Source organism: Rummeliibacillus sp. JY-2-4R, assembly GCF_053847205.1.
Genome location: NZ_CM132623.1, coordinates 1026053 through 1043063, shown reverse-complemented (window position 1 = coordinate 1043063; position 17011 = coordinate 1026053). Strand labels below are relative to the sequence as shown.

Here is a 17011-nt window from a genome sequence, read left to right as displayed (position 1 = left end):
TTGTTCTATAAAAACTCTCGTTGTATGTTTTGGCATTGCCATTCAGGATTTGATTCTAAAAAGGCAATAGCACGACTTAATTCTTTTTCTGCTGCTTGTTGTGAGGATGCAACTGTTACAAGTGCCAGAAGGGTTCTTTGCCAAACGTCTTGATGATCAATTTCCGCTATTGAGACATTGTACTTTTGTTTCGTACGAGTAATCATACGCTGCAATACTGCTCTTTTCTCTTTTAGCGAATGTGCAGAAGGGACGAAGAATTCACACTCTGCATAGACAATCATTAGCGTTTAATCTCTTCCATAATGAATGCTTCAATTTCATCTCCGACTTTAATATCATTGTAGTCTTTGATTGTAAAACCACATTCATAACCTTTTGCAACTTCTTTTGCATCGTCTTTAAAACGTTTTAAAGAATCTAATACACCTTCGAAGATTACAATACCATCACGGATTACTCGAACACCACTATCGCGTGTAAGTTTACCAGTTGTTACATAACCACCAGCAATTGTACCGACTTTAGAAACTTTAAATGTTTCACGAATTTCGGCAGAACCAATCACTTTTTCTTCGAATTCTGGATCAAGCATACCTTTCATAGCAGCTTCAATTTCTTCAATTACTTTATAAATAATTTTATGAAGACGAATATCTACGCCTTCTGCTTCAGCAGCACGCTTCGCATTCACATCTGGACGTACATTGAAGCCGATTACGATAGCATTAGAAGCTGCGGCAAGTGAAATATCTGATTCTGTGATGGCACCTGCACCTGTATGAATAATTTTCACATTAACGCCTTCAACGTCAATTTTCATAAGTGAAGCAGCCATGGCTTCCACTGTACCTTGAACATCTGCTTTAACAATTAAGTTTAATTCTTTCATATCGCCTTGTTTCATTTGTTCAAACAGGTTATCAAGTGTAACACGTTGTTTTTCAGTACGTTGCGCTTGAATTGCTGTAGCTTCACGAGCTTCACCTACTTGACGAGCTGTTTTTTCGTCATCAAATACAACAAAGCGATCTCCTGCTTGAGGGACTTCATTTAAACCAGTAATTTCAACTGGTGTTGATGGTCCTGCAGATTTAACACGACGACCTACATCATTGACCATAGCACGTACTCTACCATAGGTATGGCCGACTACGATTGGATCACCTACATGTAAAGTTCCGTTTTGTACTAATAATGTAGCTACTGAGCCACGCCCTTTATCTAATTGAGCTTCAATTACTGAACCAATTGCATGGCGATTAGGATTTGCTTTTAATTCTCCTACTTCAGAAACAAGTAAAATCATTTCAAGTAATTGATCAATTCCTACTCCTGTTAACGCAGAAATTGGAACGAAAATTGTATCGCCACCCCAATCTTCAGGAATTAAACCATGTTCAGTTAATTCTTGCATAACTCTGTCTGGATTTGCAGTAGGCTTATCGATTTTGTTTACCGCAACAATAATTGGCACTTCTGCAGCTTTTGCATGGTTAATTGCTTCAATTGTTTGAGGCATTACACCGTCATCAGCAGCTACAACTAAAATGGTGATATCAGTGATTTTTGCTCCACGTGCACGCATAGTTGTAAACGCAGCGTGTCCTGGTGTATCTAAGAAGGTGATTTTTTTGTCCTTAACATCTACTTGATAAGCACCAATATGTTGGGTAATACCGCCAGCTTCGCCTTCTGTCACTTTTGTATTACGGATTGAATCCAATAATGTTGTTTTACCATGGTCTACGTGACCCATAATAGTAACAACTGGTGGTCGTTCTTTTTGATCTTCTGCTTTTTCGTTTTCAGCTTCTTCGAAATAGGTATCTAGGTCAGTCACATCGATACGTACTTCTTCTTCTACTGCTACACCATAATCAGCACAGATTAATTCAATGGCATCTTGATCTAATTCTTGGTTAATTGTAGCCATTACACCAAGTAAAAATAACTTTTTGATAATTTCAGATGGTTCGCGACCTAATTTTTTCGCTAATTCGCCAACTGATAATGATTCATAAAATGTAATTTTTTCTGGTAATTCTTTTTTAACTGCAGGTTGTGGTGTTTGCTGTGGACGATTTTTGCGACGTTGACCACCATGAATGCCCGGTTTTCTTCTTTGGTTAAAGTTACGATTTCCGTTTTGGTTATTGTTACCTCCACGGCCACCATGATTGTTATTATTTCCATGATTTCCGTTATTATTTGAACGATTTTGACTATTATTTGAATTTTGTTTTGATTTTGATTGATCTTTTGAAGTTGAATTGTTAGTCATAGTACTTCCTTGGCTATTTATTTGTTTTGTTTGAGCAGGACTAGAAGAGTTTTGATCTTTTCTTGCTACAGGACGAGTTCCTGGCTGTCCTTTTTGCATGTTTTGATGAGTTGGTTGTGTACCGCTATTCTTTTTATATACACCATCCAATTTGCTAATCGCTTCTTTTTCTAACATAGACATATGATTTTTTACGTCAATTTGGAGCTTAGATAGTTGTTCAATTACTTCTTTACTTGACTTACTTACTTGTTTCGCATATTCATGAACTCGTAATTTTGTCATGTATTCACCCCCGGTTAGATTTCGTTGAGTAGCTGTGACAGCTTTTTAGCAAAACCACTGTCCATAATAGCTACGGAAACTCTCGCCTCCCTACCAATAGCGTGTCCAAGAATATCTCTTGTCGCAAATTCATGTAGCTCAACGTTAAAAGAATTACATTTATCTTGCATTTTTTTTCGTGTATTTTTTGAAGCGTCGGTTGATAAAATCACAAGTTTTGCTTTTTGTCCTCGAACTTCTTTAATTACTTGTTCCTCTCCAGTAACTACTTTACGAGCTCGAGTGGCTAAACCTAATAAATTATATATTTCTTGTTCTGGATTCATGAAGTTGGTTCCTTCCGTACTATTGCATATAAATCATCATATACTTGATCAGGAATTTTCACTTCAAGTTGACGTTCAAACACGTTTTTTTCCTTAGCTGTTTTGATCGCTGCTTCTGATTTAGAAACATATGCACCACGGCCAGATTTCTTACCTGTTAGGTCAACAGTGACTTCCCCTTCTTTAGTACGGACGACACGAATCATTTCTTTCTTAGGAAGCATTTCGCCTGTAGCGATGCATTTTCTTAAAGGCACTTTACGATTGATTGGCATTAGAACTCACCTTTCTTCTTGGTTCGAAAGTCAATTAGTTTGAAATGAATTCACTACTAATACAATCTACTCTTATTCTTCGTCGTCTTTATATAAATCGACTTCGATTTCTTCATCAACACTTGCAGATTCTACTAAAACATCTTCATAGACATCTGTTTGTACTTCCGGACGAGGATAAATTCCAATTTCTCTCGCGTCTGTTTCGCTTTTAATATCGATTTTCCAGCCAGTAAGTTTTGCTGCTAATCGAGCATTTTGACCACGTTTACCAATTGCTAATGATAATTGGTAATCAGGTACTACAACTGTTGTAGATTTTTCTTCTTCATTAACTTGAACGTCTAATACTTGTGAAGGACTTAAAGCATTTGCTACGAAAACAACTGGATCTTCAGACCATTCAACGATATCAATTTTTTCATCATGTAATTCGTTAACAATTGCTTGAACGCGTGCGCCTTTAGCACCAACACATGCACCAACTGGATCTACCTCTTCATTGTGTGCTAAAACTGAGATTTTTGAACGATCTCCAGCTTCTCTGGCGATGGATTTAATTTCTACAGTACCTTCGAAAATTTCAGGCACTTCAAGTTCAAATAGACGGCGTAATAGACCAGGATGAGTACGAGAAACGAATACTTGAGGTCCACGAGAAGTACGTTCGACTTTTGTAATATAGACTTTAATACGATCATGAGGTTTATATACTTCACCTGGAATTTGTTCGTTTTGTGGAAGTACGGCTTCAATTTTACCGATACCTACATAAATATTACGTGCATCTAAACGTTCAACGACACCATTAATAATATCATCCGCACGGTCTACATATTCTTCGTATATTATGCCACGTTCTGCTTCACGGAAACGTTGTGTAACGATTTGTTTTGCAGTAGTTGCCGCAATACGCCCAAAATTACGAGGTGTTTCTTCTTCCTCTACAATATCACCGATTTCATAATTTGGGTTAATTCTTTGTGCATCAGCTAATGAAATTTGTAAGCGTTCATCTTCAACTTCATCAACTACATCTTTACGAGAATATAATTTCATTGTACCTCGTTCTAAGTTAAGTTCTACTCGGACATTTGCTGCTTGGTTGTAATTCTTTTTATACGCATTAATAAGTGCCGCCTCAATTGCTTCGACAATTACCTCTTTAGAGATACCTTTCGCTTCAAGTGCGCTTAGGGCACCGACTAATTCCTTACTCATAGTAATTTCACTCCTAAAGTTAACGTTCTGCTGAAAAATCAATTGCTAAACGAGCTTTCGCAATTTTATCTTTCGGTATTTGAACTGTAATTTTTCTTGTTTTGATCTGTACAGCAAGTTCAAGTCCTTCGTCTGTGTACGATTTTAGATATCCTTCAAATTCTTTCATACCATTAATCGCTTCATATGATTTAATATGCACAAATTGATTTATTGCTTTTTCAAAGTCTGCATCTTTTTTAAGTGGTCGTTCTGCACCCGGAGAGGATACTTCAAGGAAATAATTTTGTTCAATTGGATCTACTTCGTCCAGTTTTACGCTTAATAATTCACTTACTTGAGCACATTGCTCAATATCAATGTTTCCTTCAGGAGTATCCACATATACGCGTAGAAACCAATCACGGCCTTCTTTAATAAATTCCACTTCAACTAATTCAAGTTTTAAACTTTCAACAATTGGCGTCACCAGTTGTTCTACTTCAGTTGTAACTTTGCTCATACAATCCTCCTGACATATATAGTTGTCATAACAACAGAAAAGAGCGGGAAATCCCACTCTTTTGCTGCCTTACTATCAACAAATAATTGACTAAATTGTAACACAATCATGCAGCAAATGCAACAAAGCCCTAGAAGAGAGATAATTGGTTTGCATCTGGCATCCCTTCTAAGCATCCTAATTTATCCATATACTCGATTAGCGTTTTTGAAACACGTCCTCGAATTTGTAAATCTTCCTTAGAAAGAAACTCACCTTCTTCTCTAGCTTTTACAATAGCATATGCTACGTTATTACCTAGCCCAGGAATTGAATTAAATGGAGGTATTAAACTTTGTCCATCAATTACAAATTCTGTTGCCTTTGAGCGATACAAGTCAACTTTTTGGAAGGACATGCCTCGTTCACACATTTCAAGCGCTAATTCTAATACAGTTAGTAAACTTTTCTCTTTTGTTGATGCATCTAAACCTTTTGCTTCAATTTCTTCAATATGTGCTCGTATCATTTGCGAACCATTTACCATAGCGATTAGATCAAAATCGTCTGCACGCACAGTAAAATAAGCACAGTAATATACAATTGGGAAATGTACTTTAAAGTATGCGATACGAACAGCCATTAATACATATGCAGCCGCGTGAGCTTTAGGGAACATATATTTTATCTTTTTACATGAGTCGATATACCATTCAGGTACACTCTCTTTTCTCATAGCAGCTTCCATTTCTTCAGTTAGCCCTTTCCCTTTTCGCACATGTTCCATTATTTTAAATGCTAAAGAAGGTTCTAGACCTTGATAAATCAAATAAACCATAATATCATCACGACAACCAATAACTTCTGATAACACGCAAGTACCATTTTCAATTAATTCACTTGCATTACCTAACCATACATCAGTACCATGTGATAATCCTGAAATTTGAACGAGCTCAGAGAATGTTGATGGTTTTGTTTCTTCTAACATTTGTCGTACAAATTTAGTTCCAAACTCCGGAATCCCGAGTGTACCTGTTTTACAGTTAATTTGTTCGGCTGTTACACCAAGTGACTCTGGACCTGTGAAGATTCTCATTACTTCAGGGTCATCTGTTGGAATCGTCTTTGGATCAATTCCTGTCAAATCAAGTAGCATACGAATAACTGTCGGATCATCGTGTCCAAGAATATCTAGTTTCAACACATTATCATGAATAGAGTGGAAATCGAAGTGTGTTGTGCGCCACTCAGCATCTTGTGCATCAGCTGGATATTGGAACGGTGAGAAATCAAATATATCCATATAATCTGGTACTACAATAATCCCACCTGGGTGCTGACCTGTTGTTCTTTTTACTCCCGTACAGCCTTGTACTAAACGATCTACTTCTGCTCCACGGAAATTTAAATTATTATCAGTTGCATACCCTCTTACATATCCATAAGCTGTTTTCTCTGCAACTGTACCAATTGTTCCTGCCCGATAAGCATAATCTTCACCAAACAATACTTTCGTATAGTTATGAGCTCGTGGTTGATAACTACCACTAAAGTTTAAATCGATATCGGGGACTTTATCACCCTTAAAACCTAAGAAGGTTTCAAATGGAATATCATGACCGTCTTTTTTATAGTGAGTACCACATTCAGGGCAATCTTTGTTTGGTAAATCGAAACCTGAGCCTACTGAACCATCATTAAAGAATTCTACATGCTGGCAATTTGGGCAAATATAATGTGGAGGCAATGCGTTCACTTCTGTAATCTCCATCATGGTAGCAACAAAAGAAGAACCTACAGATCCACGTGAACCTACTAAATATCCATCGCTTAATGATTTTTTAACGAGCTTATGTGCAATTAGATAAATAACGGAGAAACCATGACCAATGATTGAACCTAATTCTTTTTCTAGCCTTGCTTCTACTAATTCTGGAAGATCTGGACCGTAAATTTTATGGGCCATGTTATAACTCATTTCACGAACGTTCTCTTCTGCCCCTTGTATCCGAGGAGTATACAATTTATCTTTTACCGGCACAACATCGCCAATCGAATCCGCAATTTTCTGTGAGTTCGTCACTACAATCTCTTTTGCTATATCTTCCCCTAAAAACGCAAAATCTTGCAACATTTCATCTGTCGTACGCAAATGAACTTTTGGTAATTCATAACGGTTTAAGGGATTGGCTCCACCTTGAGAGCGTAGTAATATTTTACGGAAAATCGAATCATTCTCACTTAAATAATGTACATTTCCTGTTGCTACTACTGGTTTATTTAATTTTTTTCCGATTTTCACTATTTTTCGAATAATATCTTCTAAATTCCATTCATCACGAATTAATTCTGCCTCAATTAATGGGGCATAAACAGCTTTTGGATGCACCTCTAAATAATCATAAAACTTCGCAACTTCCATTGCTTCGTCCATTGACTTTTGCATAACCGCTGTGAAAAATTCTCCCTTATCACAAGCCGATCCCACTAGTAAACCTTGACGGTATTTTTGTAATGAAGAACGTTTAATACGGGGCACTCTGTAGAATGTTTGAACATGGGATTCACTTACAAGTTTAAAGAGGTTTTTTAACCCATCATTATCAACAGCTAATATTGTACAGTGGGTTGGTCGCGCTCGTTTGAAGGAATCTCCTCCACCAATATGCTTATTAAAATCATCATGATACTTTATATCATGTTGGTCAGCCTCTTTAAGTAAATGCAATAATAGAAAACCTGTAGCCTCTGTATCATAGATTGCACGGTGATGTTGTGTTAAATCAATGCCGAATTTTTTACATAATGTATTCAATCGATGATTTTTCATCTCAGGATGTAAGAAACGGGCAAGCTCTAAAGTATCAATTACTGGGTGATGGAAGTCATCGATGCCAGCTTGTTTGTATGCTTCATAAAGGAATCCTACGTCGAATGTTGCATTATGTGCTACAACGATTGCATCATCTATAAACTCGTGGAATTTTGCAATCATGTCGACAACTTCAGGTGCATCTTTTACCATATCATCCGTAATACTCGTTAATTCAATTGTTGTTGCTGATAACGGGTGATGAGGATTAGCAAAACTTTCAAAAGTATCAATTACTTCTCCACCCTTGATCTTGACTGCTGCTAGTTCAATAATTGTGTCATATGCTGCAGATAATCCGGTCGTTTCAACGTCAAATACAACAAATGTATCATCTTCTAGCAATCGGTGTTGGTCATCATACGCTATAGGAACTCCATCATTAACTAAGTTTGCTTCAATACCATAAATAATTTTAATGCCATATTTTTTACCTGCATTATAAGCATCTGGGAATGATTGAACTACTGCATGATCTGTTATGGCAATAGCTGGATGACCCCATTTTGCTGCCTGTCCAACTAGTGCATCTACTGATGAAACAGCATCCATTTGGCTCATTGGTGTATGCAAATGCAATTCAACGCGTTTTTCGCCTTCGGGTGCCTTATCAACACGTACAATTGGTTTTATCTCTACTATATCTTGAGCCATAACAATTAAATCCCGTACAAAGGTATCGTTTTGCACGGAACCTCGTACTTTTAACCACATGCCTTTTTTCGCCATTTGCATAAGAGCAGCATCTTCTTTATCACGAGAGAACATTTTTACTAAAATCGAGTCAGTGTAGTCTGTTAGTTTAATGGTTAATAATGATCTGCCACTCCGTAACTCTTTAACTTCTACATCAAATACAAAACCTTCTATTATAATGCGTCGTTCTTCATCTTGGATTTGATGAATTTCCATGATAGGTTCGCCCGGTTTAATAGGAATTCCCAATTGGAAAGGTCTATCCGCAATATCTGCCATATCGGGGTTCTCTTGTTTTTCCTTTTCTCGTTTTTGCATATCCATGACTGCCTTCTTCGCAAAATCAGCTTCTTCTTTACGACGTTGTTCAAGAAATGCTTGTTGTTGTTCTACGAGATCTTCTGTTATTTCTTTTAAGTGAAAATCAATTGCCATATGTGGGAACCCATGATGCATATATGCTTCTGATATAGCTTCTGCATACTTATTTTTGCATGTTGAGACTTGAAATTCTTGTAGACAATATAGCAAAAGCTTTTGTCCGTTCCATTCAGGTGATTGCTGTGCTAAACATTCCCTTATTGGAGGTGACATCTCATCAATTTCTTCAACAATTTTCAACCAATAATCTGAAATTAATTCTTGAGATAATTGGGGGTGTTCGACTTCTATATCAATAAAAACATTCGCTATTTGTGAGAAAGCTGTATCTAAACGCATTTTAAAGTCTTGAAAAACTCGATATGGTAAAATATTATGCAATTTCAATGAAAAGCGCCAAACTCGGTCTTTTTTATGCACTGTCATACGTGTCATTTCAGCTTCTTCAAAAAATGGCATAAATACATCTTCTGTCATCTTAATCTGCTGTAAAAGAAGCTGGAATTTTAATTTTGAATTTTGTTCTTCGTTTGTCATCTTCCCACCTACTTTCTTTAAAAATTATAATCATTGTATATTTTTCATATAGAATTAACAAACAGACATCTCCAAAATAAAGAAAAGAAAGTACAAATGTACTTCCTCCCCTAAAACGACTCATTACTCTAGTTAATTATTCTGCGTGAAAGAAATTATTTAAACGGTCAACTAGTTCTTCTTTTGCCCATTCAAATGTTTCACCAGTTTGGCGGAATTTTACTTCTACAATTCCTTCTGCTGCCTTTTTACCAACAGTAACACGTACTGGTAAACCAATTAAATCTGCATCAGCAAACTTAACTCCTGCTCGTTCTTTTCGATCATCGTATAAAACATCATAACGATAAGATTGAAGTAATTTGTAAAGGTCTTCAGTAAGGCCTTTTTGTACTTCGTCTTTTTCATTAACTGAGATTAAATGAATATCATATGGTGCAACTTGTTTTGGCCAAACAAAACCATAACTATCTTGGAATTGTTCTGCAACTGCAGCCATTACACGAGAAACACCTATACCATAGCAACCCATTATAAATGGTTGTGTACGACCATTTTCGTCTAAGAATGTTGCCTTCATTGCATCACTGTATTTTGTTCCTAATTTGAAGACATGTCCAACTTCGATACCTTCAGCAAATTTAATAGTGCCTGAACCATCTGGTGTTGGATCTCCCTCTTTAACAAAGCGTAAATCTTCAAAACGGTCTATAGCAAAATCTCTTCCTGGATTTACATTTATATAATGATAGCCATCCTCATTTGCCCCACAAACACCATTGCGGATTGATTTAATCGCATTGTCTGCAATTACTTTCACGTTAACTGGTAGTTTTACTGGTCCTAGTGACCCTACATGGCAATTTAATAATTCGAAAATAGCATCTTCTTCTGCTAATTCAACAGACTCAGCATTAAGTGCATGTTTTAATTTAATATCATTTACTTCATGATCACCACGTGCTAGTACAACAAACAATTCATCATCTACATTGAAGACTAATGTTTTAATACATTGTTCTTTTGTAACATCTAGGAATGTAGCTACTTCTTCAATTGTTTTTTGATCAGGTGTAGCAACTTTTTCAAGCTCTTTCATTTCTTCACCTGAATGAGTGTATTCAACATTTACTTCGGCCATTTCGATATTAGCTGCGTAATCTGTTTCATCTGAATAAGCAATTGTATCCTCTCCGATTTCAGACAACACCATAAATTCATGTGTATCTGTACCACCGATTGAACCAGAGTCTGCAATAACAGCACGGAATTTCAAGCCTAAGCGTGTGAAAATATTTGTATAAGCTTGTACCATTGCTTGATATGTTTCATCTAAACTTTCATAGTTTGCATGGAACGAATACGCATCTTTCATAATAAATTCTCTTCCGCGTAGTAATCCAAAGCGTGGACGTTTTTCATCTCGGAATTTAGTTTGAATTTGATATAAAGTTAATGGCAATTTTTTATAAGATTTCACTTCATCTCGCACTAGTGAAGTTATTACTTCTTCATGTGTTGGTCCTAATGCGAATTGACGGTCATGACGGTCTGTTAAACGCATTAATTCTGGACCATAAGCTTCCCAACGGCCTGATTCTTGCCATAATTCAGCTTGTTGTAAAGAAGGCATTAAGAGCTCAACTGCCCCAGCTGCATCCATTTCCTCCCGAACAATTTGTTCAATTTTTTGAAGTACTTTTATGCCTAATGGTAAGTACGAATAAACACCACTTGTATTTTGTCTAATAAAACCTGCACGCAATAAGAGCTGATGAGACTTAGCGTCTGCATCAGCAGGTATTTCGCGCAAAGTTGGGATAAATGTATTACTTTGTTTCATCAAAAAAACCTCACTTTGAGCTATTTAGTTAGATTCTATATTAGAAGAAGAATCGTTGTATATCATTCCATGTTACTGCAATCATGAGAATCATTAGTAAAACGATCCCTACGAAATGAACCATACCCTCTTTTTGACGGTCAACTGGTTTTCCTCGTACTGCTTCAAAACCGAAGAATAATAAACGTCCTCCATCTAATGCTGGTAAAGGAAGTAAATTCATAATACCTAAGTTGATACTTAAGACAGCAGCCCAGTTCATTACATTAATAGCACCGTATTTTGCTACTTCTTCAGTTGCTTTGTAAATTCCTACAGGACCAGATAACGCATTAATTGTAAATCCACCTGTAATTAAACTTCCAAGTATTTCAAAGATTTTAACAATCCAATGATATGTCTCTGTAAAACCAAAAGCAATTGCTTTTAGTGGACTTTTTTCTACTGGACTTTGATACTGTACACCTATTTGCCCCATTGTTTGTCCATCAATAGTCTTTTTCGTTGGTGTTACTTTCAATGTTTGATGCTCACCATTCCGTGTAACATCTAATGTTAATTCTTGTTCAGGGTGATTTTGAATTGCTTCTGATAGTTCTTGCCAAGTTTTAATTGATTTGCCATCAATCGCTGTAACCAAATCACCTTTTTCCATTCCAGCAGTAGCTGCAGGACTATCATTTACAACACCAGTTATAACTGGTTCGTAAGTTGGTACACCAGTCATGAAAGCAATCGCAATGAAAACTAATATAGATAGAATAAAGTTAAATAATGGGCCTGCAAAAATAGTCATTGCACGTTTACCCAATGATTTAGAATTAAATTGACGATCATATGGCGCAATAATCAAATCGCTACCATTTTCTTCAATAACTGCATTGCGTGCAATATTGTAACGTACAAGATTTTCATCTTCATCATAACCTTCAACCCATAGTTCTTTTTGAAGGTCAGCCTTCTCAACTTCTAAAAATAACATGTCAGGCAATTGCTTGTTTTGATTTAAAACGATTTTTGTTACTTCGTTTCGATCGTTCAATAGCATTCCAATTCGATACCCTGGTTGAAGTTCAACCACATCTGCATCGTCTCCTGCCATGCGGACATATCCACCCATTGGCAATAAGCGAACTGTATACAAAGTTTCACCTTTATTGATTCCTAAAATTTTAGGACCAAAGCCAATTGCAAATTCACGCACTAATATTCCAGAACGTTTTGCAAAGATGAAGTGACCAAGTTCATGGAAAAAAACGATGGAACCGAATACTACGATGAATGCAATGATTGATTGCATGGTATCCCACCTTTTTTCAACTTGTGTAAAATCACTACTACTGCTATTTTAGCATGGTTTGAACTGTTTTTCTCGTTTCTTTGTCAACATGTAAAATAGTTTCTAAATCCGGATGATGAATGTTAACGTGTTCATTCATCATTTTTTCGATAATGTCCTCAATTTCAAGAAACTTAATTTTTTCTTGCAAAAATGCACCGACAGCAGCTTCATTTGCAGCATTCATGACTGTTAAAATCGTTCCACCTGTGCGTCCTGCTTGATATGCGAAGTCCAAACAACGGAAACGTTTTAAATCTACATTTTCAAAATGCAATTGGCCGATTTTGGCTAAGTCTAGTTTCTCAGCTTGAGATCGTGGTAATCTCTCAGGATAACTCAATGCATATTGAATAGGTGTGCGCATATCCGGTGTACCAAGTTGAGCCATTATACTTGTATCATGATATTCAACCATTGAGTGAATAATACTTTCTCGATGAATTAAAACATCAATTTTATCATATGGCATATTATATAAAACTGCTGCTTCTATTACTTCTAAGCCTTTGTTCATCAAAGTTGCCGAATCAATGGTAATTTTTGCTCCCATTGACCAGTTGGGATGCTTTAAAGCCTCTTTAACTGTTACATTTTCTAATTCAGCGCGGGAGCGATCTCGGAAGCTACCTCCTGATGCAGTAAGTATTAATCGTGAAATGGAGTTACGATTTTCTCCTTGCATAGACTGCCAAAGAGCTGAATGTTCACTATCAACAGGTAAAATAGGTGCTCCATATTTTTTTGCCTCACTCATTACTAAGTGTCCAGCAGTTACAAGTGTTTCCTTATTTGCAATTGCAATCGCTTTTTTTTCACGAATTGCTGCCAATGTAGCTTCAAGTCCAATACTACCTAGTACTGCATTTAAAAGTACGCTAGCATCTGAAAAAGTAGCTACATCAACTAAACCTTTTGCTCCAAAAGTAAAGTCTATATGAGGAAACTCTTTTGAAAGTATTAAAGCATCCTCTTCATATTGAACCGATACTAATCTTGGTTTGAATTCATGAATAATTTCTTTTGCCTTCTCCATATTTTTTCCCGCTGCAAATGCTACAATTTCAAACTCATTTGAATGTTCTCTTACAATATCTAATGTTTGCAATCCAATAGAACCTGTTGCTCCCAATAAACTAATTGATTTCATTTTTTAAGATCCCCTTATCCTACAAAGTGCAAGAAGTAAAGCAAAGGTAGAACGAATAATAGACTATCAAATCGATCTAGTATTCCACCATGCCCGGGTAAAATTTTACCTGAATCCTTTACACCATAATGACGTTTTATAGCTGATTCCACTAAATCACCCAATTGACCAAAAATAGAAGCTACGATAGAGACTAGGATTAGTACTACATAAGTAATATCAAGCTTCGCGAATAACTGGAAAATTATTGCTGATATAACAGCAACAATAATTCCTCCCAAAAAACCTTCTACTGTTTTATTTGGTGAGATTTCTGGCCATAGTTTATTTTTGCCTAATTTTCTTCCGATGAAGTATGCTCCTGAATCGGTCGTCCAGACAATAACTAATGCATATATAACATATGCTAGTCCTTCTGAACGTGTTGTTATAAAGAAATGAAAACCAATCCCTACATATAGCGCACTTGCAAGTAAAAAGCCTACATCATCAAATGTAAATTTGTTTTTAACAATAACTGTATAAATTAACAGAATGATTGCAGCAATAAACAAGTATTCAATGTTCGAATAGGATGTCACATTTTTAATATAATCTGCCCAATCCTTTGGCATCAATACGATAAACAAAGCTAAAAGTGTGACAATTCCAGGAATTGAGAAAAGCGATATGCCTCGCATTTTCAATATTTCAAATAACCCAATCGTTGCCATTATATAAACCAAAATGGTGAATGGTAATTCACCATAGATGACGAATGGTATAAACAGCAAAGCTGCGATAATCGCCGTAATAATGCGCTGTTTCACTCTTTCCTTATTCTCCTTTCAATCCTCCATACCTGCGATTGCGTTTTTGATAGTCTTTGATTGCATCAAAAAAGGCAAGTTCGTCAAAGTCTGGCCATAGGATCTCCGTGAACCAAAACTCTGTATAAGCAAGTTGCCATAGCATAAAGTTGCTTAATCGAATTTCTCCACTTGTGCGTATCAATAAATCGGGTTCTGGTAAATTTGCAGTTAGAAGTTCAGACGAAATATGAGCCTCCGTTATATCTGAAACATCTAACTCACCATCCTTAATTCGTTGACTAATTCGTTGCACAGCTTGTACTATTTCTGTTCGACTTCCATAATTCAAAGCAAAATTCAAAATCATTCCTGTATTATCTTTTGTTTTTTCCATTGCCTTTTGTACCGCACTTTGTGTATAACTAGGCAATGCTTTCATATCACCAATCATTTCGATACGAATATTTAGTTCCATTAATTCTGGCAAAAATGAACCTAAAAATTCTTCAGGTAACCGCATCAAAAATTCTACTTCTTTTCTTGGACGTTTCCAGTTTTCAGTTGAAAAAGCATATAACGTAACTACTTTTACACCAATGGAATTGGCAGCTCGTGTAATTTTACGAACATTTTTCATTCCTTCATGATGACCAGCAATACGAGGTAACGACCTTTTTTTTGCCCATCTACCGTTGCCATCCATTATTATGGCAATATGGGTTGGTACTTCCTCATTAGAAATCTCTGAAATTCGTTCCTGAAAATCTTGATGCTGTTTATCTGATTTTCCCCATAAGAGTTTGTTTAACATTTAGAATCCTCCACTAACTTACAAATCGGAACGTATACTCTATTTATCATATCAAAAATACAAATTTATTTCCTTAATCTTAACAAAAAAAGACGTCCCTGTAATTAAAGGACGCCTTAAATAACACAAGGTTCTAAATAATCATTTCGCTAATCCTATGTTAATTAAGATTTTGGACTTTCCTTCCTATTGAAAAAAACCTAGTCTCTGAAAACTAATTAAGTACAAAATTTAACTAAACTAATGATCTGTAATTTGATGTGATTAGCTTCAAAATTAGCAAATCATAATCTTCAAAAAAAATACTTTTTTATAATTTCCAGTGACCTTCATTAACCAGAGGACTTTTTAACTAATTAATCTTTTGCAAATAAAATTAAACAGACATTATTTCGTTTTCTTTTTCTTTTGCAATTTGGTCAATTTTAACAATATTTGCATCTGTAAGTTTTTGAATATCATCTGAGAAACCACGTAAATCGTCTTCAGTAATTTCTCCTGCTTTTTCAGATTTCTTCAAATCATCATTTGCATCACGACGAACGTTACGAACTATAACCTTTGCTTCTTCAGCTTCTTTTTTAACTTGTTTAACTAATTCTTTACGACGTTCTTCTGTTAATGCAGGAATTGTTAAACGGATTACGTTACCATCATTTGTTGGAGTAATTCCGATGTCAGATTTCAACAATGCTTTTTCAATATCTCCAAGTATTGTTTTATCATAAGGTTGAATAACTAGAAGGCGAGCTTCAGGTACTGAAACCCCTGCTAATTGGTTAATTGGTGTTGGAGCACCATAGTAATCAACACTGACATGATCAAGTAGTGAAGCATTTGCACGTCCAGCACGAATTGTTGCTAATGATCGCGTAAAACTTTGAATTGATTTAGTCATTTTTTCTTCAGCTTTTGACATAACTTCTTTAGACATTATTAATTCCTCCTAACAACTGTTCCTATTGTTTCGCCTAGAACGGCACGTTTAATATTACCATTTTCAGTGATTGAGAACACGATTAATGGAATATCATTATCCATACATAAAGTGGATGCTGTTGAATCCATTACTTGTAACCCTTGTTGAATTACTTCTAAGTATGTTAGATTATCATATTTTACTGCATCTGCATTTGTTTTAGGATCTGCAGAGTATACACCATCTACGTTGTTTTTAGCCATTAAAATGACTTCCGCATTAATTTCAGCTGCACGTAACGCTGCTGTTGTATCTGTAGAGAAGTAAGGGTTACCTGTACCTGCTGCAAAAATAACGACACGTTTTTTCTCTAAGTGACGAACTGCTTTTCTGCGAATATACGGTTCTGCAACTTGTGTCATAACAATTGAAGATTGAACACGTGTTGGAACATCTAGATTTTCAAGTGAATCTTGAAGGGCTAATGCGTTCATAACAGTTGCTAACATGCCCATATAATCTGCATTTGCTCGTTCCATACCCATTTCTGCGCCTATTTTGCCTCTCCAAATGTTACCGCCACCAACTACAAGGGCAACTTCTACTCCTAGATCAACAACTTCTTTTACTTGTTCTGCTACTGATTTAACTATTTTAGGTGATAAGCCAAAGCCTTCTTCTCCAGCAAGGGCTTCTCCACTAAGTTTAATGACTACTCTTTTGTACTGTGGCATACTCATTGGAACCTCCATTATGCTTTTTTCTTGAAAAATAGGGAACACGATAAGCTGTGCTCC

The 17011-nt window shown here is 36.1% G+C and carries 14 protein-coding genes; all 14 read right to left on the bottom strand.

Features of this window, described 5'->3' with window-relative positions:
* Window positions 1-5: 5 nt before the first annotated feature.
* A complete protein-coding gene (locus tag ACWV26_RS04855; protein ID WP_455897246.1) occupies window positions 6-284 on the bottom strand; it encodes a DUF503 domain-containing protein in 279 nt (92 codons plus the stop codon).
* Window positions 284-2569 (bottom strand): translation initiation factor IF-2, encoded by a 2286-nt coding sequence (gene infB / locus ACWV26_RS04850; RefSeq protein ID WP_455897245.1) that lies wholly within the window; start codon window positions 2567-2569, stop codon window positions 284-286. Before infB ends, ACWV26_RS04855 begins: the two co-directional genes overlap by 1 nt.
* A gap of 14 nt (window positions 2570-2583) precedes the next feature.
* Complete coding sequence (locus ACWV26_RS04845; RefSeq protein ID WP_455897244.1) at window positions 2584-2895, bottom strand: YlxQ family RNA-binding protein; 312 nt, start codon at window positions 2893-2895, stop codon at window positions 2584-2586.
* Window positions 2892-3170 carry an RNase P modulator RnpM gene (gene rnpM, locus ACWV26_RS04840; protein WP_455897243.1) on the bottom strand — a complete coding sequence of 93 codons (279 nt, stop codon included), beginning with the start codon at window positions 3168-3170 and terminating at the stop codon, window positions 2892-2894. Before rnpM ends, ACWV26_RS04845 begins: the two co-directional genes overlap by 4 nt.
* 72 nt (window positions 3171-3242) lie before the next feature.
* Window positions 3243-4391 (bottom strand): transcription termination factor NusA, encoded by a 1149-nt coding sequence (gene nusA, locus ACWV26_RS04835; protein WP_455897242.1) that lies wholly within the window; start codon window positions 4389-4391, stop codon window positions 3243-3245.
* 19 nt (window positions 4392-4410) lie between these two features.
* The gene (gene rimP, locus ACWV26_RS04830) at window positions 4411-4893 is read right to left on the bottom strand and encodes a ribosome maturation factor RimP (RefSeq protein ID WP_455897241.1); all 483 of its coding nucleotides are present in this window, start codon (window positions 4891-4893) and stop codon (window positions 4411-4413) included.
* 130 nt (window positions 4894-5023) lie between these two features.
* Window positions 5024-9361, bottom strand: coding sequence for a PolC-type DNA polymerase III (locus tag ACWV26_RS04825; RefSeq protein WP_455897240.1), 4338 nt, complete (start codon window positions 9359-9361; stop codon window positions 5024-5026).
* A 136-nt stretch (window positions 9362-9497) separates the two neighbouring features.
* Window positions 9498-11204, bottom strand: a complete 1707-nt coding sequence (locus ACWV26_RS04820) for a proline--tRNA ligase (RefSeq protein ID WP_455897239.1) — start codon at window positions 11202-11204, stop codon at window positions 9498-9500.
* Between the two features lie 40 nt (window positions 11205-11244).
* Window positions 11245-12504: an RIP metalloprotease RseP gene (rseP, locus tag ACWV26_RS04815; protein WP_455897238.1), complete on the bottom strand. Its 1260-nt coding sequence runs from the start codon at window positions 12502-12504 to the stop codon at window positions 11245-11247.
* Between the two features lie 43 nt (window positions 12505-12547).
* Window positions 12548-13693 (bottom strand): 1-deoxy-D-xylulose-5-phosphate reductoisomerase, encoded by a 1146-nt coding sequence (dxr, locus tag ACWV26_RS04810; protein WP_455897237.1) that lies wholly within the window; start codon window positions 13691-13693, stop codon window positions 12548-12550.
* A gap of 14 nt (window positions 13694-13707) precedes the next feature.
* Window positions 13708-14502 (bottom strand): phosphatidate cytidylyltransferase, encoded by a 795-nt coding sequence (locus ACWV26_RS04805; RefSeq protein ID WP_455897236.1) that lies wholly within the window; start codon window positions 14500-14502, stop codon window positions 13708-13710.
* A gap of 7 nt (window positions 14503-14509) precedes the next feature.
* On the bottom strand, window positions 14510-15295 hold the full coding sequence (locus ACWV26_RS04800) for an isoprenyl transferase (RefSeq protein WP_455897235.1): 786 nt from the start codon (window positions 15293-15295) through the stop codon (window positions 14510-14512).
* Window positions 15296-15671: 376 nt separating this feature from the next.
* Entirely contained in the window at window positions 15672-16229 is a 558-nt protein-coding gene (gene frr / locus ACWV26_RS04795; protein ID WP_455897234.1) for a ribosome recycling factor, read from the bottom strand.
* 2 nt (window positions 16230-16231) lie between these two features.
* The gene (gene pyrH / locus ACWV26_RS04790; protein ID WP_455897233.1) at window positions 16232-16954 is read right to left on the bottom strand and encodes a UMP kinase; all 723 of its coding nucleotides are present in this window, start codon (window positions 16952-16954) and stop codon (window positions 16232-16234) included.
* Between the last annotated feature and the right edge of the window lie 57 nt (window positions 16955-17011).